The following is an 18,050-nucleotide window of genomic DNA, read 5'->3' on the forward strand; positions in this document are numbered from 1 at the left end:
TCCGCACTGCGCGACTTTTCCTGTCCCCCTTTTCGAGCATGTCCTTTTAGGGTAAAGAGCGAGTGAAAGGGGGGAATTGTTCGATGGAAATCATCTTATGGGTCGGGCTCGTCCTCGTCTTGCTTTTCATCGTCAGCTATGTAAGCGAGCGACTTCACCTGCCGAGCATTCTTGCGTTCATTTTGATCGGCGTCATCATCGGCCTGTACCGGGATGGCACCCATGAATTAAAAATTGCCGGGGAAGTTGGGATCATCGTCCTCTTTTTCCTGCTCGGCTTGAAATTTTCCGTATCTGAACTGATTGGACATATGCGCAACGTATGGCAGGCTGGATTGATCGACGTCCTCCTCTCCTTTGGCGGAACTTTTCTTCTTACGCTCGCCTTCGGATTTTCGGTACCTGAAGCTTTTTTGATCGGCTGCGTCCTTTATGCGACGAGTTCATCGATTTCAGCCAGACTGCTTGAGCGGGAGAAAGATAAACACGCTGACGTCAATAAATTCGTCCTCTCACTGCTCATCTTCGAGGACCTGTTCGCGCCACTGCTACTTACGATGGCTCCATTCGTCCTAGGTAAAGCCGAGTTCACCCCTGAAAAGATCGGGATGCTCGGTCTCGGATTCTTCTTCATGTTTGCCGCGCTCCTCATCGCGACAGTCTGGATGCGAAGAAATCGGCGGATCGTCGACTCCCTTTATCGTCACCCGGATGCCGGTATCGGAATCATCGGTTTGATCCTGACGTTCTCAGGTATCGGTATCCTGTTCGGGCTCTCGGAAGTCCTTGGCGCCTTCATCATCGGCATCCTGCTCACTGAGGTGAAGGAGACACGCTACTTGAGACGACTCGTCACACCTTTTCAGGACTTGTTGCTTCCATTCTTCTTCATTTATTTCGGGATGTCGTTCGAGTTGACTGAAGGTTTGCCGCTTGATTGGTTCTTCCTCGCCCTCGTCGTCTGGGGACTGTTGTCAAAATGGCTCGTCGGCTTCCTCGGCGGTCGTGCCTTCGGCCTGTCGAACTATCACGCGATTGAGTCGGGCTTCTGTCTCGGACCGCGCGGGGAATTCTCGATCCTGTTCATCACGATGGCAAGCGGCGGGTTCGTCACGCTGACTGGTATCTACATCTTCGTCTCAGCTTTCCTTGGGATCCTGTTCTTCCGAATCTCGAGTTCGCTCGCTGATAAGGCTCACCGGACCGCAAAAAAGGTCAAGCATACGCTGGATTGAAAAATGAGGATGACTCAAAAGTCGATCAGTAAACGAAAACCGGGAGTGGACTTCGAATCCACTCCCGGTTTCTCGTTCAGCCGACATCACTCGTTCCACTCGACTCCTGCAGGAAAAAGCGCGATAGTTCGCGCTGTCAGAGACAGACAAGACCCGGATTCCCTTTCCGCTTCGGAAAGGAATCCGCGGCTTGTGTCTCGCCTGAGGAAAGCGAGTGAAGGACGAGTGATGACTTTTGAGTCACCCTCATTCCGGTAATCATCCAAATCGATGTTTCTGATCACCGTCCGCTGAATGTCGGACGTTTCTTCCCGATGAAAGCTTCAAGTGCGGCACGATGATCGTCTGTCTTGCCAGCACGTGTCTGATAGATCACTTCTTGCGCGAGCATCTCTTCGAGTGTCGATTCATAGCTCGACGCGTGCAGACGCTTGATATATCCGATCACCTTCGTCGGCTGCTTAGCGAGGCGTTGTACGAAGGCCTCAACTTCACTATCGAACTGTTCGTCTTCGTACACACGCGTCACAAGACCGATACGGGCCGCTTCCTCTGCGGAAAGCGTCTCACCTAGCAGCGCAAGTTCGAGAGCCTTCGCCGAACCTACCAGCCGAGGGAGATAATACGGACTCCCGGCGTCCGGAACGAGTCCGATATGAACGAACGCGAGCGAAGCTGTCGCAGATTCCTTCATCAGACGGAAGTCGCAGGCAAGGGCGAGAGACAGGCCCGCGCCGGCCGCCACACCGTTCAGTGCGGCAACGATCGGTTTCTTGAGGTTCGCCATCGAACGGATGAGCGGATGATAGTAGGACTCCAAATACTCACCATGAACGAGTGTCGGATCAACCGTCTTCAGGTCCTGTCCCGCACAGAACCCTCTGCCGTCCCCCTTCAACAAAATCGCTCTCACTGAGTCGTCCTGTGACGCCTCCTCCATCGCCTCCGTAAGTTCGGTAAGCATCACGGAAGTCAGCGCGTTCAAGCGCTCCGGGCGTTTCATCAATACATAGGCCACTTCGTTTTCGACTCGATATTCAATCTCATTCCACATGAAAATCCCCCTTTTCCACTTTGAACGACAATTCATTATGATGTATTCGTGATATTTTATGAAAATCCTTTTAAAAGGGATTCTTTTTTATGCAAGCTTCAAATTTCCTCTTTCATTCTGGAAAACAGAGGCGTATAGTTCAGCAAAGATAAAAAAACGTTTGAACCGGAACAAAGGGGAATTTAACCATGACAAAAGCAAAACAACAATCACTCTTTCAAATCAGCTGGCCTCTCTTCATAGAAATCGCTCTCCATATGAGTCTCGGTATCGTCGCCACGCTGATCCTGAGCTTTTATTCTGACAGCGCAGCAGCGGCAGTCGGGGTCGCGAACCAGGTCCTGAACATCTTCATCATCTTGTTCAACATCACGTCCGTCGGGGCGACGATCATCATCGGTCAATATCTCGGTGCACGCAGGAATCTCGACGCAAGACAGACAGCACGTTCCGCATTTTCACTCAACCTGTGGGCCGGCATCTTGATCTCCGTCGTCGTCGCATTGTCCGGTACGCAGCTGTTAGGCTTCTTCTCACTCGAAGGCGCGACACTGGCGTTCGGTGAGACGTTCCTTAAAATCGTAGGTTTGTTCCTGTTTCTAGAGGCTATCTCCCTGACGCTCGGAGCTATTCTCCGAAGCCACGGCTATACGAAGAATGCCATGTACGTCACGCTGATGACGAACTTCGTCAGTGCAGCCGGAAACATCATTGCAGTTCTCGGACTGTTCGGCCTTCCAGTCTTCGGAGTTGCCGGGGTCGCCTGGTCGATCGTCGTCGCCCGTGCATTCGCCGTCGTCGTCCTGCTGTATGTCGTATACCGTAAGCTGTCGCTTCGTTTCCGTATCAAGGACCTGTTCGCGATCGACCGCGGGGATTTGAAGACGATCATGAACATCGGGATTCCTTCGGCAGGTGAAGGCATCAGTTATCAGTTTTCACAACTCGTCATCACAGGATTCATTGCGACTGTCGGAGAAGCGGCGTTGTCTGCCCGCGTCTATGTCTCGAACATCACGATGCTCTGTTTCTTGTTCACCCTTGCGCTTGCTCAAGGAACGCAGCTCCTTGTCGCGCAACAGGTCGGTGCCGGTGATTATGAAGCCGCACATCAGCGGACGATCAAGACATTGAAAATCGCCGTCGTCGCGAGTTTCGCTTCCGCTGTCGCCATCGCTTCGGCAGGCGGGCAGGTGCTCTCGCTCTTTACGTCGAATCCTGAAATCATAGCAATCGGTCTTCCACTGTTGTGGGCGAGCGTTTTGCTCGAGCCCGGCCGTGCCATGAACATCGTCTTGATGGGTACGCTCAAATCAGCCGGCGATGTCCGTTTCCCTGTTACGATCGGCATCTTGTCGATGTGGGGAGTCGCAGTCGTGCTCAGCTATACGCTCGGTCTCGAATTCGGCCTCGGTCTACTCGGTATTTGGATCGCGTTCTCGGCTGACGAATGGTTCCGCGGAGTCTTTGCGCTGAAACGTTGGAACGACCGGAAGTGGGTTGCCTATACTCTGACAACAAAAGGAGATACGCATGATAACGAACGCCGCGAGACTTCTGAAGCAGTCTAATGTCACTTTTGATCTACTAAATTACGATGTCGACTTGAACGACCTTTCCGCCGGTGCTGTCGCACATAAAATCGGACGTCCGCCGGAGGACATCTACAAGACGCTCGTACTCGTGGACGACAAAGGCCATCATGCCTTCGTCGTCCTTTCGGGTGCCGAGGAACTTTCACTAAAAGCGATCGCAAAGGCAATCGGGGCTAAAAAGGTTCAACTCGTTCCGATGAAGGATCTCGAGAAACTGACAGGTTATATTCGTGGAGGCGTCTCTCCGATCGGCGCAAAAAAAGCGTTCCCCGTCTATTTGTCCGACACGGCAGAAGCGAAGCAAACGATCATCATTTCAGCAGGCAAGCGGGGCTGTCAACTCGTTCTCGCACCAGAGGACCTGCTTGCGTTCACGAAAGGAAAAGTCTTTTCGAACTGCTGAATCCCTCTCAAAATATGGTATGATTGATAGTATCGAATATGCGGCAGGAGGAATTCATTTTGTGGAAAGAACGCATACGTAATACGATTCCGAACCTCTTTACGTTCGGAAATCTATACTGCGGATTTTTAGCAATCGTCATGGCAGCGAAAGGCGACTTTCAAAATGCCACGTTGCTCATCGTCATCGCCATGATGCTCGACAGCCTCGATGGCAGAATTGCTCGAATGCTTGGTGTAGCAGGTGATTTCGGAAAGGAACTCGATTCCTTGGCGGACGTCGTCACGTTCGGGGTCGCTCCAGCGATGATGGCCTACTATACATACTTCTTCGAGTTCGGTGAAATCGGGCTTTTGATCGCGGCGTTATTCCCGCTCTTCGGTGCGTTTCGTCTCGCCCGCTTCAACCTGACTGCGACGAACGTCGCGTCTACCTACTTTTCAGGAGTCCCGATAACTGCTGCCGGTGGCCTGCTCGCCGTCGTCACCCTGTTCAGCGGACGGATGAACGACCTGATGGTCCCGCTCGTCTTTACGGCGCTCGCCTTTTTGATGGTCAGCCGTGTAAAAATCCCGAGCTTCAAGGACATTCCGGTGCCACGCCATACGTTCGTCATCACGTTCACACTTCTCTATGTCACGTACGTGATGATCGCCCGGTCTAAGGAGTGGTCGACGTTCTGGTTCGTCGCCGTCCCGCTCTACATCGCTTTTCTGCTCTTCTCTTTCATCAAGAAGCGGCGGAACAACCACGTAAAAGAGAGCTGAACACCCATAGGTCTTTGGCCGACAAGACGCATCACCTGTTCCTATACAATGGAAGGACAGGCGGTGCGTTTTCTTTTTCACTCCTTCGTATTTGCGTATGGTCATTATTTTCAGGTACAGCTGGGAATGGCGTACATCTGAACCGCTCGTTATACTGAAGTCAATCTGAACGTGAGGTGATCCGATGATTCGATTTTCAACACGCCTGTGGTTTGTATTTGCCGTCTGGTACACCGTGGGTATTGTTCTCGTCAGCCTTTCGCTGCTTCCGCCCTGGCTTGAATGGGCGAACGCCGTCTTTCTACTTCTGTCCGGACTCTATGCGTCCGTCTACTTCTGGTTCGCACTTCCGCGTGCCCGCTTCGTGATCGCCGTCATTTTTTTCGGTTCCATCGCGATCGAGTCGATCGGTGTACATACAGGTTGGCCGTTCGGGGAATATCGCTATGAACAGGACTTCGGCCCGATGTTGCTTGGTGTTCCCGTGACGATTGGAGCAGCTTGGTTGTCCGTCATGGGCGCGAGCCATGCCTTCGCCCAGCGATTCAGCATGCAGCACCGTACGCTCGTTTTGACACCTCTCTTTGCGGTCTGGCTCGACCTTGCGATCGACCCGGTCTCAGCCAATCTGAAGTCGTATTGGGTTTGGCTTGAGTCAGGATTCTATTACGATATCCCGACCCAGAACTTCATAGGCTGGTACGGTACGGCGCTGGTTTTCAGTCTACTTCTGAGACGTTTCGAGCAGCCGGTCGAAGAGACTCTTAAGCGCAGAACGACATGGCTCTATCTGATGCTCCATCTCCTGTTCGGGATGACATCCCTCGCAGGCGGTCTGATGGGCGTTTTTCTGGTGAGTTTAGCTGCCTTCCCGCTCTACATCATGACGAGAGGAGTCGTTGAGAGTGATTTACGCCAACAAAAAACCCGTTTTTGACGCCCTTTTCTCATCCTATGTTAAAAGAAGGCTGATCAGCCGTTCGTTTCATCGCGTCCTCTACCGCGCAGACGATATTCCGCTGAAAGGGCTGATGCTCGCGACGCATGCATCCTGGTGGGACGGGATGGTCCTCCTCGCGCTGAACGATGCGATGTTGCATCATGATCCTTATGTCATGATCGACCGTCACGGTCTCGAACGTTTTCCCTTTTTCACCTATCTGGGTGGCTTCTCAGTCGATCCCACCTCCTTCTCCGAGGTACGGGAGAGCTTGCGGTACGCCGAGAAATTGCTTGATGCCGGACAGACGGTCTGGCTTTTCCCACAGGGTGGCGAGGTCCATCAAGAGGCCCGCCCGCTGAAGCTTGCTCAAGGTGCCTCTCACCTCGCGAAAGGACGGAAAGTCTCCATATTCTCCTTCTACTATTCATTTTCTCATCACCAGCGACCGGATCTATGGATACGGACAAGACGTCTTTCCGTCAGCGGGACTCTGAGGGAGCGGACAGAACGGCTAACCGAAGCCCTGACGACGCTATACGATGACGTCCGGGCAGACGCCATCGCAGATGCTGAGGCGCACTACATCCCGCTTTACGAACCTAAACGAACAGTGTCCGATTGGACGGAACGCTTGACGAAGAAGGTGAGAGGATGATCGTCTCCTTTTTCGCAGCTCTGTCACTTTTGATGTTCTCGGTAGTGAACCTCTTCTTTCTTCCGCGGCTGAAACGTATCGGCGAAGTGCCGCAGCTTGCTGTCTGTATTCCGCTCCGCAACGAGGAACGCCATGTCGAAAAGTTGATTTCTTCACTACGTGCTGCCCTTCCTGAAGGTGCGACCGTCTATTTATATGAGGACCGGTCGACAGACCGAACACGCGAGTTGCTTCAGGCGCTTACCCGGACAGACACACGCTTCAGAATCATCGACGGGCTGCCTCTGCCTGCCGGTTGGGCGGGAAAGGTTCACGCCTGCCATCAGCTTTCACGCCAAACGACCGAGCCTTATCTCTTGTTCCTCGACGCCGACGTCACGCTTTCTCAAGATACGATTTCCCGCCTGTTCGCGAAGATGCAGGAGGAAAAAGCAGTCTTCCTTTCGGGATTCCCGTCCTTTCCCGTCGAGACATTTCTCGGGAAATTATTGATTCCGATGCAACACGTGCTGATTGCCCAACATCTCCCTCTCTTTTTTCGAAAGGTACGACATCCCGCATTCGCTGCCGCTAACGGGATGGTCGTCCTCGTCGAACGGGAAGCATATGAAAACATAGGCGGCCACAAGGCGATACGGGACGCCATCGTCGATGATCTCGCGCTTTGCAGACTGTTCAAACAAAACCGATACATCACGACACTGGTCCACGTCGCTCCTTTCGTCAGTTGCGATATGTATGCGACGAACCGGGAAGTCTGGCTCGGATTCAACAAGAATATCTTTCGGGGAATGAACGATTCCTATCTGCTCGGAAGTTACTTTTTACTCTACTACGGGTATCAAGCAATGACGCTCCCCTTCGCAATCCTCTTTCCCTCCGCCTGGTCGCTTGGGGCACTTTCCTTCGTTCTTCTTGCCAGGCTGCGGATTGACCGCGTCGCTCGAATGAAGGGAGCATGGTTGCTCCATCCGCTTGCGTGCCTCGTCTACTGTCTTCTGCTTTTGACAGCCATGACGCGAAGCCTGCGGAAGGGAACGATCGAATGGAAGGGGCGCACGTATACTTAAGGGGGTCCTAAAATGAAACATGTCGCTGTGATCGGAGCAGGACTTGGCGGCTTGAGTGCCGCCATTTCTCTCGCTTCAAAAGGTTTTAAAGTTACTGTAATCGAAAAGAATAAGCACATCGGAGGAAAGATGATGCCGATCATGACGGAAGGGCATCGCTTCGACTTCGGTCCGAATACGATCACGATGCCTGAGGTCTTTCAGTCAGTGATCGCAAAGTCCGGTGCCGATCCGGACGATTATTTCCAGTTCGAAAAACTCGAGGCCCATACCGTCAATCATTTCGAGGATGGCAGGAAGCTGACGTTCCGTCCCGGCCGTGAGGCGATGCGGACCGAGGTTGACCGCTTCACGGGCGGTCAGCTGAAGAAAAACGATATCACCGGCTACATGGAGGAAGCGCAAAAACTGTACGACATCGCGAACAGCCGTTTCTTCACGAACCTCGATTCCTATCTCGATCCGAAGCTGTGGCGCGACATGTTGAAAGTCCACCCCTTGAAGAGCATGCACAAGCTCCATCAGAAGTATTTCAAGGACCCGGCTTTAATACAGGCGTTCGACCGTTATGCGACCTACATCGGATCTAATCCGTATGAAGCACCCGCGACGTTCGCGTTGATCGCCCATCTTGAATTGAACGACGGTGTCTACTTCGCAAAAGGCGGGAACACGACGATTGCCGACGGATTCGCAAAGCGCGCGCGCGAGCTCGGGGTTGAATTCAGGTTACAGGAGGAAGCGACGCAAATCGAGGTATCGGACGGTCTTGCGACCCACGTAGAGTTGAACCATTCCGAGTTCCTCCCTGTCGATTACATCGTCATGAACGGTGACCTGTTGACGCAATACCCGCGACTCGTCGCTGAGGCTGACCGGCCCGACTTCAAAAATCCGGTCGCATCACAGACTCCGCCTTCGATTTCCGCCTATGTTCGTTGTATCGGATTGAATCAAAGAATCGAAGGTCTCGCCCACCACAATGTCTATTTTTCTTCTGACTACGAGGCGGAATCACGTGCGCTCTTCAAGGAGCATCGTTATGCAGGCGAACCGACCATCTATATCTCGAATTCATCTGTGACGGATAGATCGATGGGAGATGCCGGAGATAACTTGTTCCTTCTCGTCAATGCACCCGCGACATCAAGCGGAAGTGAGATCGATTTTGATGCGTATGATGCGCTGATTGACCGGCGCCTGCGCAGGTTCGGAGTCGACCTTTCCAAAGCCGCGACGGATTTGCGGATGACGCCGAGTGATATGGAGCGCAAGTTTTCCGCTTATCACGGTGCGATCTACGGATTCGCCTCGAATGATATCCAGCATGCGTTTTTACGTCCCTCTAACCGTTCAAACAATGTTCACAATTTGTATTTTGCCGGAGGTTCTACGCACCCTGGCGGTGGAAGCCCAATGGTTACGCTTTCAGGAGGACTGGCGAGCGAGCGAATCATTCGTGCCGCTGCACAAGGCGTGTGAACGTTATGTGAAAAACAAATCAATCACTTGTACGGACCTCTTAGATTTGTTACGATTGGTTCGAGTTCAAGAGGTAGTGATTGACCCCACATCCTCGGCAAGCGCATATCTGGCTTCCCCGAGTCAGTCGGCGTTTTCGAACTTCAAAACAATCTCAATGAACCGACGAGCCCCACTCGGAATAGAGCGGATCAGGCAGCATGTAGCAACGACGTTCCCCCTTAGATCGTCAACATCCTGTCCGGTCCAAACGGCACACAATTCGTCCATCCCCCGTGGACATCGTTCCGTTTCTTAATGTGTTCAACGAGTTGTTCAATTGGAAAGTCGGACTCCCCGGTCCGCTTTCCGCATAGAAAAAAGACCTCGTCCCCGCGAGGTCTTTTTTCTATGCCTAAACATCAGATTTTCGTCAGTAACTTGATTTTCTGGAGGTTCGAGACGTAGGCCCGTTTCGTAAAGACGTCATAGCGATTGAGGCGTACCGCATCCAAAATACCTCGATAAAGCAATGCGGCTGCCCGCAAGGATTTCCGGCTTTCTGAAGGATATGCGGGGAACGTCGTCGATGCCAAGTCATATAATCCCTCGGCACGCAAGGCGATGGCTTCCCACAGACCTGAGAAATCGCCTGTCGGCTCTCCTCTAAGCACCGATTCTTCCGAAACGCCGTATCGCTCAAGCAACTCTCCTGGAAGGTAGATCCTGTTGCGTCGGGCATCCTCCCCGACATCGCGCAAGATGTTGGTCAACTGCATCGCGATACCGAGTTGAATGGCGCCTTCCTTCAAATCCTTTCGTCCCGGAGCAAGAATCGGCAACAGCATGAGTCCGACCGTGCTTGCGACGAGATAGCTGTAACGCTCGGTTTCCTCGAGTGTACGATACCGTGATTTCGTAATGTCCCATCTCATTCCTTCCGCAAGCTCGAGGAACGGCATCTCTTCCATCTCATATCTGTCAAAGACATCACGGAGGGCAAGCCATAGCGGCTGCTCGATCCGTTCGCCCGAACGGAAACGTTCGAACTCACTTAGGAACGCCGTCAAACTCTCTTTCGGGTTTGATGATTCGTCGACCGTATCATCCAGACAACGGCAGAATGTATAGATCGCGTTGACTGCCTGGCGGTCCGCTTTCGGAAGCAGCGAGAATGCCTTATAGAATGTCTTCGATCCCTGCTGAATCACTCCTTCACAATAATCGTACGCCTTCTCGGTCGTATACATCTTTCCACCCCATCTCTTGTTCCATCCGTTCAACGAGCAATGTCGCCCCCATCATGACGATCGGCACTCCTCCACATGGGTGGACTGATGCTCCTACGGCGTAAAGCCCCTCGATGTCCGGATAGGGTTTCGCTTGCGTCTTGAATGCTGCTGACTGTGTCATCGTCGGTGCGATGCCGAAGCTGCCTCCGGCGTATAAACCAAACTGTTCCGCGTCTTTAGGGGTACGAATCTTCATCTCGATGACCTGCTCGTCAAACCCCGGCAAATGATTCGTGATTCTGTCCATCACCCGTTCCATGAATCCGTTTTGCTCATAGTCCTCTTTCCCCATGCCAATCGGCGCTGGCGCCAGTGCGTACAGGACGCTTTTGCCTTCTGCCGCAAGGGTATCATCGATCGCACTCGGGTGGAACAGATACACTGCCGGTTGCTCGGGTACTTCCTTTTTCTCAAAAATCGAATGCATCAACGGCTTCAGTTCGTTCGGCATCAAAAAGCGATGGACGGGCAGTTCGATCTGACCGTCAACCAGGAAATAAAGGAGCATTGTTCCTCCTGAGGGAACGTAACTTTTTGGTCGTACTCCTTCTACCAGATGTTCCATGAGTGGAAAGTCCCCGTTCAGGACGATCGCATCATAATGAAGTGTCTCGCCATTTACGACTAACGAATCCGCCCTACCATCTTCTACTGGTATCCGCTCGACACGACTTCCGAGACGGATGTCCACACCTTCCTTACGCAACTCCTGTTCAATCCGCTCAGCCAGGGTGAAATAGCCCCCTCTGACATACCAAACGCCCTCTGCCTGTTCCCGGTAAGGAATCAATCCATAAAGTGATGGAGTGGTGTAGGGATTGCCTCCTATATAGAACGTCGGAAAACTGTAGGCGACCTTCAAATGTTCGCTTTCGAAATAACGTCCCATCTGATCATACGCGGATTCGAAAGCCCGCATGCGAAGGAGAGCAGTGAGCAGTTCTGGCTGGAGCATCTCCGCTTTTCCTTTATAGCTCCGTTCTAGCAACTTCGAGACGCTGTAGTCATATTCCTTCGACTTTTCATGCATATATCGCTGAAATGCTGCTCCTTCTCCGAATTGCCGTTCGATTGCGATGGTTTGATCGACGACATCCGCCTTTTTCTCAAAGATCGTTCCGTCCGAAAAATGCAAATCGTAAAGTGGTTCGATCGGAAGGATCTCGAGGTCATTGATGCCTACCTCCTGCAATTGTTGCTTTAGTTTCGACGGCATCAATACGATAGTCGGACCTTCGTCAATCTTGCTCCCATCAGAAAATTCAACCGCGGCAAGCCGGCCGCCGACACGCTCTTCTTTTTCAAAAATCGTCACCTCAGCCGAGGGGTACTTCCTCTTGATCATGAGTGCGGCATATAACGTACCGATTCCGCCTCCAACGAATGCGATCTTCATGTCAGCACACCTGCCTTCTGTTCGATCAACTCTGCCGTGATGCGGGCGGATTCGAAGATTGTCGGAAGACCGCTTCCCGGATGCGTTCCGCCTCCGACGAGATACAGACTGTCGATTTCCTCGAACTGATTGTGCGGACGGAAATACATCATTTGATCAAGCTGATGGCCCAGGTTGAAAGTCGCCCCGATGTGAATGCCGAGCTTTTCCCAGTCTGCAGGCGTATACATCTCTTCGACTTCTATCGCCTCACGGACTCCCTTGTAAGGCGAGCGACTTTCAAGGGCATCGAGAACCGCTTCCCTCAGCCGCGCCCCCTCCTTCTCCCAATCGATTCCGGATGCGTTGTTTGGGACCGGGACGAGTACGTAAAGAGCTGATTTCCCTTCAGGAGCGAGTGTCGGATCAAGGAGTGACGGGTTCTGGATGTAGAATGAGAAATCTTCCGACAAAATCAGTTCCTTCGTCATCTCCCGGACATTCTTCTCATAATCGTTTGCGAAGTAGATCGTGTGGTGCTCTGCGTCAAATGACTTGTCGACACCAAGATACAGCATGTACGTCGAGCAGGAGAATTTTTTCTTGCCGATCCGTCTCGGAGACCATCTCTTCAATACCCCTTCAGGCAGAAGGTGGTTCATCGCATGCGCGAAATCTGCCCCGAGTACGATGTCATCGAATAGTTGGTGTTCGCCGTTCTCCAAGATGACTCCCTTCGCGCTCTTGCCGTCGAGGATGACCTGTCTGACACCTGTCCCGAGCTTTACTTTCCCGCCATATTCCTCGACGACCTGCTTCATCGCTTCCGGCAGGCGATTGATTCCCCCAATCGGATGATGGACACCGAATGCATGCTCCATGTAGGAGAGGATCGAGAACCCGCCTGGACATTCCCATGCGGACATTCCGAGATATTTCGCTTGGAACGTAAACGCATATTTCAACTCTTCGCTCGTAAAGTAATCAGACAAAACGTCGTAGAGGGACCTTCCAATCGATAAGAACGGGAGTGCTGAGATCACCCTTGGTGACAGGTAGTCCCGCCAGCGGTCGTGCTTCGTCTGAAGAATCGGCAGCATCTTCGACAACTTGAGCGCCTGATCCGCCATGAAACGGTCATACCCTTCTCCGTCCCCCGGAAAGTGCTGCTCTATCGTCTCCCGCATCCGGTCACGATCTGTCGTCATCGTAAAACTTGAGCGCCCTCCATCGAAGTACAACGTATACATCGGATCGAGCGTCTTCATCTCGACATAGTCCTCGAGTTTTCGGTCTACACGCTCGAACAGGTTTTCGAGAATATGAGGCATGTTCAAAAAAGTCGGGCCGCGGTCGAATCGATACTCACCCACTTCTAGCCTTGAAGTTCGTCCTCCAACGCGGTTTTGTTTTTCATAGACGGTGACATCAAGCCCCCTTCCCGCCAAAAGCATCGCACAAGCGAGTCCTCCCGGTCCTGCTCCAATCACTGCTACCCGACGCTTCACAATCCATCTCTCCTTCATTGACACTGTTTGCACCTATTATACTTTTCACATATGAGCGCAAACAAATTTTAACTGTTTTGAACTGTTCAGACTGAAAAAGCAGTTCCTTTTGCGTGATTTTTGGAGAAATCACCTTTGCATGGCCGGTGCTCAGATTTTTTCACCTGTTCAAAAAACCACATCCGATGTCAGGATGTGGCTTCTGCAGTGACGATATACCAAGCTCCTTCTTTTAGGAAAGGCGTGATGGAGACGTTCTCAAAACCTGCACGGTGAAGGTCATCGGTCAGTCTTTCCTTTCCTGGGAGAGGATGAAGATTCTCATGAAGCGTCATGAACGTGTTGAACGCAGCAGAGAAAGGTGCTCCATGATCACTTCCTTGCAACGGTGTGACGAGAATGGCTGTACCTCCATCCTTCACGAAACGCCTTACCCCTTTGAGGAGGTCAATTCGTTCGTCTTCCGGGAAATAATAGAGGATATTGTTCATCATGACTCCGTCATACGTCTCATCGACGTCGAATGTCTTGATATCCCCGACCGCGAAGTCGATTTTCCCGCTCTTGTCCCGTCTCTTCGCCTCTTCGATGACACTCTCTTCGATATCGATTCCGGCAAGCCGAAGGTCGGGCATCGCTTCATGTAGCTTTCGCAGATATCCTCCATATGCACATCCGATATCGAGCAACGATTTGATTTCCCGCGAACGAATGATGTGTTTGACCGGAGGGAAGGCGACCGTTTCGACGAGGGCGGATGTTTCTGCGACGAGATCGCCGTGAGTCTCACCATCGAACTTGCGTTGTTTTCCTTCCTCAAGGAATTGCGGATAGGAGAAGAGGGCGGGAAGATGCAGTTCCATCAGTTCAGACAACATGAATCCGACGCTTCGCTCATCGTTCTTCAACAACTGGGGCAATACGCGCCGTGTCGGCTCGTAGCGGAGCTCCTTTTTCTTCAAGTGGCCGACCGCCACTCCTACCTCGAACCATCTGGCAAGTGCTGCCTTCGTCAGGGGCTGTTTCAGTCTGAGATGCGCCTCAGCCTGTGTCGCACCGCCGCACAGCGCATCGAACAAGCCATACTTATAACCGATATATCCATGCCAAAGAGGCAATACAGGCTCTGCTCTCTTCATCCATCTTCTTGCGCGCAATACTTTCGTCCACTCCTTCAATTGAGCCACGTGTGTTCCCCTCTCCAAATCGTGATAACATCCTTTTCCCAATTGAAGAGTTTCTGAAAACAAAAAAAGCCGAACCGGAGCATATCGCTCCGTTCGGCTTGTCTTCATCCGAAGATGATGCTGTTGAAGAAGGAGAGTCCGAGCGGCAGCGCGTACCCGAGGAAGACCGCTGCAAGCGCGAATACGGCGAACCCGCCGAACAGACCTGTGTACGACTTCCCTTTCTTCAGGCGGATGAGTGTCATTTCTCCAAGAATCAAGACGAGCAGACCCGCTGTCATCTTGATGTCATAGAATGGCGAGACTGAAGACTTCACTCCGTCCCCTACAGTCAAATAGAGATAGAGGCCCGTACCGAGCGTCAGAAGCATGAACAGGCGGTATGCCATATGTGCCCCTTTGCCATTCTTGCCTTTCTTGTACATCGAGAACGCGACGAAGAACGTCACGAGCAACAGGACCCACATCAGAACGTGGGTGTGAACGAAAGCTGTGATTGGCATGATGATTCCTCCTTGTCATTATCTTCTTAATCCTAGCTGATTTTCTCAGAAATCCCAAATCTTTTTTATATCGAGACCGTTTGCCCGACGAGCAGCGGCAGGTGGATGTGGAAAATCGTTCCCGAACGCTCCACCGACTCGACGGTGATTCTTCCGCCGTGTCCGGTCACGATCTCTTTGCAAATCGCAAGGCCAAGTCCGGTCCCCCCGATCTTTCGGCTGTCCGAGTTATCGACGCGGTAGAATTTTTCGAACAACTTGGGGACAGCATCTTTCGGGATGCCGATTCCTTCATCACTGACACTGATATGGACTTCATCAGTACTGCTGCGCAGTTCGACACGGATATTGCCTCCGTCAGGCGAATATTTGACAGCATTCGACAGAAGATTGCTGAGCAACTGCTTCAGCTTTTCCTCATCCGCTTCGATCAGGTGCGGTACCTGGTCCTTCACTTCGAACGAGATGACATGGCGGTCCGTCGAGGCCGCATAGAAGCTCGTCATCTCTTCAAAGAGCGGCAGAATGTCAACAACTGTCTTCTTGTATGACAGCTTACCTGACTCCATCCGCTGGACATCAAGGAAATCATTGACGAGATTCGCAAGCCGTTCGGTCTCGGAATGGATCGTCTTCAGGTATTTATGTTGTTTCGGCGTCTCGATGTCGCGGTTCAGCATCAATTCCGTGTATCCATAAATCGATGAGAGAGGCGTACGCAGCTCATGCGAGACGGTCGAGACGAACTCCGTCTTGAGGCGGTCCGCCTCCGTCTCCTTCGTCACGTCACGCAGGACGAGCAACAACCCTTTTCGCACTGAACCTATGTCGATCGGCTCGACATACAATTGAATGAAGGCGCATTTTTCACGAATCGAGAATTGGAGCGCCTCCTCCGGGAACTTGCCTGACAGCGCGTCATTGACATGACGTTCGAGAAGTTCAGGCTGATCGACGAGAGGTGACAGCATCGCGAGACACGCAGCGATCGATTCGAATCCGTTCCTGCCCTGGCTTTGGATTTCCGGGAACAGTTCATAGAGCGGCCCGTTGACGAACACTTCTTCCGTGTCTTGTTCAACATAGATGACTGCTTCACGAATCGAATCGAGAATCCGCTCCGTCTTCGACTTCTCACGCTCCATCTCGTCGAACATTTGCATGCGAAGGATCGAAAGCGACAGCTGTCTCGCGAATGACATGATCTCCCGCAGCTGTTTCGAAGTGAACTGGTCGCGATAACGCACGAGGTAGATGCAGGCGATGACCTGCTCCGTCGCCGGATCGAGAATCGGGACGGCTGTCTCATACATGTAGTATGGGTAAGGCAGCGGATGGTCACTCGATACCTGCTTCGAAGAATGGACCGGCCGCTTCAGCGAACGGGCACGGCTCAACAAAGAAAAGTCGTTTCCGATGAGCTGGTCCGCGAGACTCTCGCTCATTCCGTAGGTCGAGACATGATGCTCCCCGTTCTCATCGGTGAAGACGAGCGCGCCGATCTCCGATTCGGTGATCGCGACGAGCTTCTCGATGATTTCAGGATATGCAGTCAACGATTCACGCGCAGCCAGCGTCTCGGTCAATTCATTCCGGTACGCAAGATGCTTTTCGTTACGCATCGTCAGTTCAAGCGCCTCTTCAAGTTCCTGTTGCTGAGCTTGAAGTTCTTCCTGTTGAGCGACGAGCTCTTCTTGCTGAGCCTGCAGCTCCTCGTTCTTCGCAAGAAGATGTTGCTTGTTCTCTAAAATTGAAGCTGCCATCTGATTGAACGACAGCGCCAGGATCCCGATTTCGTCTTTCCGGTTCAGAACTTCCACGTGTGAAACATCCTCCCCGTTCGCAAGCCGCTGGCTGTTTTTGACGAGCGAAAGCAACTCGGCCGTGATGCGACGGATGAAGGGGTAGACGAACAGGAAAAGGACGAGAACGAGGACGAGAATATTCGAAAGCCAAATCAGCTGTGAATTCTGGATCTCTCGCTCTAGCTGTTCGCTCGCCTTCGCTCCTTCATCCCGAAGAAGTTCGCGATAGTCCCCCATGATGGATTCGATTTGACCGATTTGAGTCAGTACATCGATATTTCCTTCACTGTCGAGCTTTATTTTCCCTTCATCGAACAAACGCTTCCCGATCGGAAGAGAGACCAGCGTCCGGCCATCGAGGAACACTTCCTTCACCTCACCGCTCTCTTTCGCGGCAACGTACTCCTCGATTGCCGGGATGATCGCGTCGAAGTAATAGTCGTGCAATTCGCGTGAACGTTTCGCAAAGGTCTTCCCTTCTTCATAAGAGGAGTTCCTCTCGAACCACTCGGTCTGTTGATCGAGCGATTCTTCCTGCTTCTTGATCCGGGCAAGCACGTCCGGGTCCCCGAATAGGGTATATCCTCTGACATTGAATTGAAGGTCCTGCCATTCTTCCCACAAACCGCTCGTCCGGAAACGATTTTCGCTCAATTCATCGAGTTTCTCACGTGTGACGTCCAGACGTTCTTCCGTATAGTCGTAGACGATCAGGGAGGACATCGATAATGTTACGAGTACGACGTAAAAGGCGGCCATCAATTGACGGCCGACTTTTTCATTGATCCATTTGATTGTCACTCAGAATTCCTCCCACGACATCGATCAACTCAAGTGGGCTGAACGGTTTCGAGAAAAAGTAGTTCGCTCCGATTTCTTCGGCACGCTCTCGGTCTGACTGCTGGCTCTTAGCCGTCAGCATCATGATTTTGAGCTCTTGTTTCTCCGGATGTTGACGAACTTTTTCGATGACTTCAAGGCCGGTCATCCCGGGCATCATATAATCGAGCAGGACGAGATCATATGTCTCACTCATGATTTTTTGATAGGCTTCATCCCCATCTGTCGCTTCGTCAATCGTGTATCCTTCATCTTCAAGGGTATCGAGGACGAGCATTCGCAGTACATCCTCGTCTTCCGCAAGTAAAATCCGTGCCATATCACGCAGCCTCCTAAATTCTTATGAACAATCTTTTT

At 52.1% G+C, this 18,050-nt stretch carries 16 protein-coding genes; 8 read left to right on the forward strand and 8 right to left on the reverse strand.

Annotation, left to right across the window (positions count from 1 at the left end):
* The first annotated feature begins 83 nt into the window (after positions 1–83).
* A complete protein-coding gene (locus DFG60_RS04145) occupies positions 84–1,235 on the forward strand; it encodes a cation:proton antiporter (RefSeq protein ID WP_114570479.1) in 1,152 nt (383 codons plus the stop codon).
* Positions 1,236–1,515: 280 nt separating this feature from the next.
* Here DFG60_RS04145 and DFG60_RS04150 read toward each other — a convergent pair whose 3' ends face one another.
* Complete coding sequence (locus DFG60_RS04150) at positions 1,516–2,289, reverse strand: enoyl-CoA hydratase-related protein (RefSeq protein WP_114570480.1); 774 nt, start codon at positions 2,287–2,289, stop codon at positions 1,516–1,518.
* A gap of 188 nt (positions 2,290–2,477) precedes the next feature.
* On the opposite strand from DFG60_RS04150, the gene DFG60_RS04155 reads away from it, so the two are divergent.
* The 7 genes from DFG60_RS04155 (at position 2,478) to DFG60_RS04185 (ending at position 9,204) form a co-directional block, all read left to right on the forward strand.
* On the forward strand, positions 2,478–3,860 hold the full coding sequence (locus DFG60_RS04155; protein ID WP_114570481.1) for an MATE family efflux transporter: 1,383 nt from the start codon (positions 2,478–2,480) through the stop codon (positions 3,858–3,860).
* Positions 3,823–4,287: a Cys-tRNA(Pro) deacylase gene (ybaK, locus tag DFG60_RS04160; RefSeq protein WP_114570482.1), complete on the forward strand. Its 465-nt coding sequence runs from the start codon at positions 3,823–3,825 to the stop codon at positions 4,285–4,287. The genes DFG60_RS04155 and ybaK overlap by 38 nt, the downstream gene beginning before the upstream one ends.
* A gap of 59 nt (positions 4,288–4,346) precedes the next feature.
* Complete coding sequence (gene pssA, locus DFG60_RS04165) at positions 4,347–5,054, forward strand: CDP-diacylglycerol--serine O-phosphatidyltransferase (protein ID WP_114570483.1); 708 nt, start codon at positions 4,347–4,349, stop codon at positions 5,052–5,054.
* 184 nt (positions 5,055–5,238) lie between these two features.
* Complete coding sequence (locus tag DFG60_RS04170) at positions 5,239–5,991, forward strand: carotenoid biosynthesis protein (RefSeq protein ID WP_114570484.1); 753 nt, start codon at positions 5,239–5,241, stop codon at positions 5,989–5,991.
* The gene (locus DFG60_RS04175; protein ID WP_232818615.1) at positions 5,960–6,652 is read left to right on the forward strand and encodes a lysophospholipid acyltransferase family protein; all 693 of its coding nucleotides are present in this window, start codon (positions 5,960–5,962) and stop codon (positions 6,650–6,652) included. Before DFG60_RS04170 ends, DFG60_RS04175 begins: the two co-directional genes overlap by 32 nt.
* Positions 6,649–7,722 carry a glycosyltransferase gene (locus DFG60_RS04180; RefSeq protein ID WP_114570485.1) on the forward strand — a complete coding sequence of 358 codons (1,074 nt, stop codon included), beginning with the start codon at positions 6,649–6,651 and terminating at the stop codon, positions 7,720–7,722. Before DFG60_RS04175 ends, DFG60_RS04180 begins: the two co-directional genes overlap by 4 nt.
* A 12-nt stretch (positions 7,723–7,734) precedes the next feature.
* Positions 7,735–9,204: a phytoene desaturase family protein gene (locus DFG60_RS04185; protein WP_114570486.1), complete on the forward strand. Its 1,470-nt coding sequence runs from the start codon at positions 7,735–7,737 to the stop codon at positions 9,202–9,204.
* A 401-nt stretch (positions 9,205–9,605) separates the two neighbouring features.
* Here DFG60_RS04185 and DFG60_RS04190 read toward each other — a convergent pair whose 3' ends face one another.
* The 7 genes from DFG60_RS04190 to DFG60_RS04220 form a co-directional block, all read right to left on the reverse strand.
* Positions 9,606–10,433: a phytoene/squalene synthase family protein gene (locus DFG60_RS04190; protein WP_114570487.1), complete on the reverse strand. Its 828-nt coding sequence runs from the start codon at positions 10,431–10,433 to the stop codon at positions 9,606–9,608.
* Positions 10,399–11,871, reverse strand: coding sequence for a phytoene desaturase family protein (locus DFG60_RS04195; RefSeq protein ID WP_114570488.1), 1,473 nt, complete (start codon positions 11,869–11,871; stop codon positions 10,399–10,401). The genes DFG60_RS04190 and DFG60_RS04195 overlap by 35 nt, the downstream gene beginning before the upstream one ends.
* Positions 11,868–13,358 carry a phytoene desaturase family protein gene (locus tag DFG60_RS04200; RefSeq protein ID WP_114570489.1) on the reverse strand — a complete coding sequence of 497 codons (1,491 nt, stop codon included), beginning with the start codon at positions 13,356–13,358 and terminating at the stop codon, positions 11,868–11,870. Before DFG60_RS04200 ends, DFG60_RS04195 begins: the two co-directional genes overlap by 4 nt.
* A gap of 188 nt (positions 13,359–13,546) precedes the next feature.
* Positions 13,547–14,545: a class I SAM-dependent methyltransferase gene (locus DFG60_RS04205; protein ID WP_114570490.1), complete on the reverse strand. Its 999-nt coding sequence runs from the start codon at positions 14,543–14,545 to the stop codon at positions 13,547–13,549.
* Positions 14,546–14,649: 104 nt separating this feature from the next.
* Positions 14,650–15,048: a DUF1516 family protein gene (locus tag DFG60_RS04210; protein ID WP_114570491.1), complete on the reverse strand. Its 399-nt coding sequence runs from the start codon at positions 15,046–15,048 to the stop codon at positions 14,650–14,652.
* 65 nt (positions 15,049–15,113) lie between these two features.
* A complete protein-coding gene (locus DFG60_RS04215; RefSeq protein ID WP_198661542.1) occupies positions 15,114–17,654 on the reverse strand; it encodes an ATP-binding protein in 2,541 nt (846 codons plus the stop codon).
* Positions 17,632–18,012 (reverse strand): response regulator transcription factor, encoded by a 381-nt coding sequence (locus DFG60_RS04220; RefSeq protein ID WP_114570492.1) that lies wholly within the window; start codon positions 18,010–18,012, stop codon positions 17,632–17,634. The genes DFG60_RS04215 and DFG60_RS04220 overlap by 23 nt, the downstream gene beginning before the upstream one ends.
* Between the last annotated feature and the right edge of the window lie 38 nt (positions 18,013–18,050).

The sequence above is a fragment of the Exiguobacterium flavidum genome (assembly GCF_003344535.1).
Classification (GTDB): Bacteria; Bacillota; Bacilli; order Exiguobacteriales; family Exiguobacteriaceae; genus Exiguobacterium_A; species Exiguobacterium_A flavidum.

Bases quoted from the DNA above. Each gene is read 5' to 3' on its own strand.
- DFG60_RS04180 (WP_114570485.1), top strand. From the start codon at position 6,649: ATGATCGTCTCCTTTTTCGCAGCTCTGTCACTTTTGATGTTCTCGGTA.
- DFG60_RS04220 (WP_114570492.1), bottom strand. From the start codon at position 18,012: ATGGCACGGATTTTACTTGCGGAAGACGAGGATGTACTGCGAATGCTC.
- DFG60_RS04155 (WP_114570481.1), top strand. From the start codon at position 2,478: ATGACAAAAGCAAAACAACAATCACTCTTTCAAATCAGCTGGCCTCTC.
- DFG60_RS04145 (WP_114570479.1), top strand. From the start codon at position 84: ATGGAAATCATCTTATGGGTCGGGCTCGTCCTCGTCTTGCTTTTCATC.
- ybaK (WP_114570482.1), top strand. From the start codon at position 3,823: ATGATAACGAACGCCGCGAGACTTCTGAAGCAGTCTAATGTCACTTTT.
- DFG60_RS04195 (WP_114570488.1), bottom strand. From the start codon at position 11,871: ATGAAGATCGCATTCGTTGGAGGCGGAATCGGTACGTTATATGCCGCA.
- DFG60_RS04210 (WP_114570491.1), bottom strand. From the start codon at position 15,048: ATGCCAATCACAGCTTTCGTTCACACCCACGTTCTGATGTGGGTCCTG.
- DFG60_RS04185 (WP_114570486.1), top strand. From the start codon at position 7,735: ATGAAACATGTCGCTGTGATCGGAGCAGGACTTGGCGGCTTGAGTGCC.
- DFG60_RS04150 (WP_114570480.1), bottom strand. From the start codon at position 2,289: ATGTGGAATGAGATTGAATATCGAGTCGAAAACGAAGTGGCCTATGTA.
- DFG60_RS04190 (WP_114570487.1), bottom strand. From the start codon at position 10,433: ATGTATACGACCGAGAAGGCGTACGATTATTGTGAAGGAGTGATTCAG.
- DFG60_RS04170 (WP_114570484.1), top strand. From the start codon at position 5,239: ATGATTCGATTTTCAACACGCCTGTGGTTTGTATTTGCCGTCTGGTAC.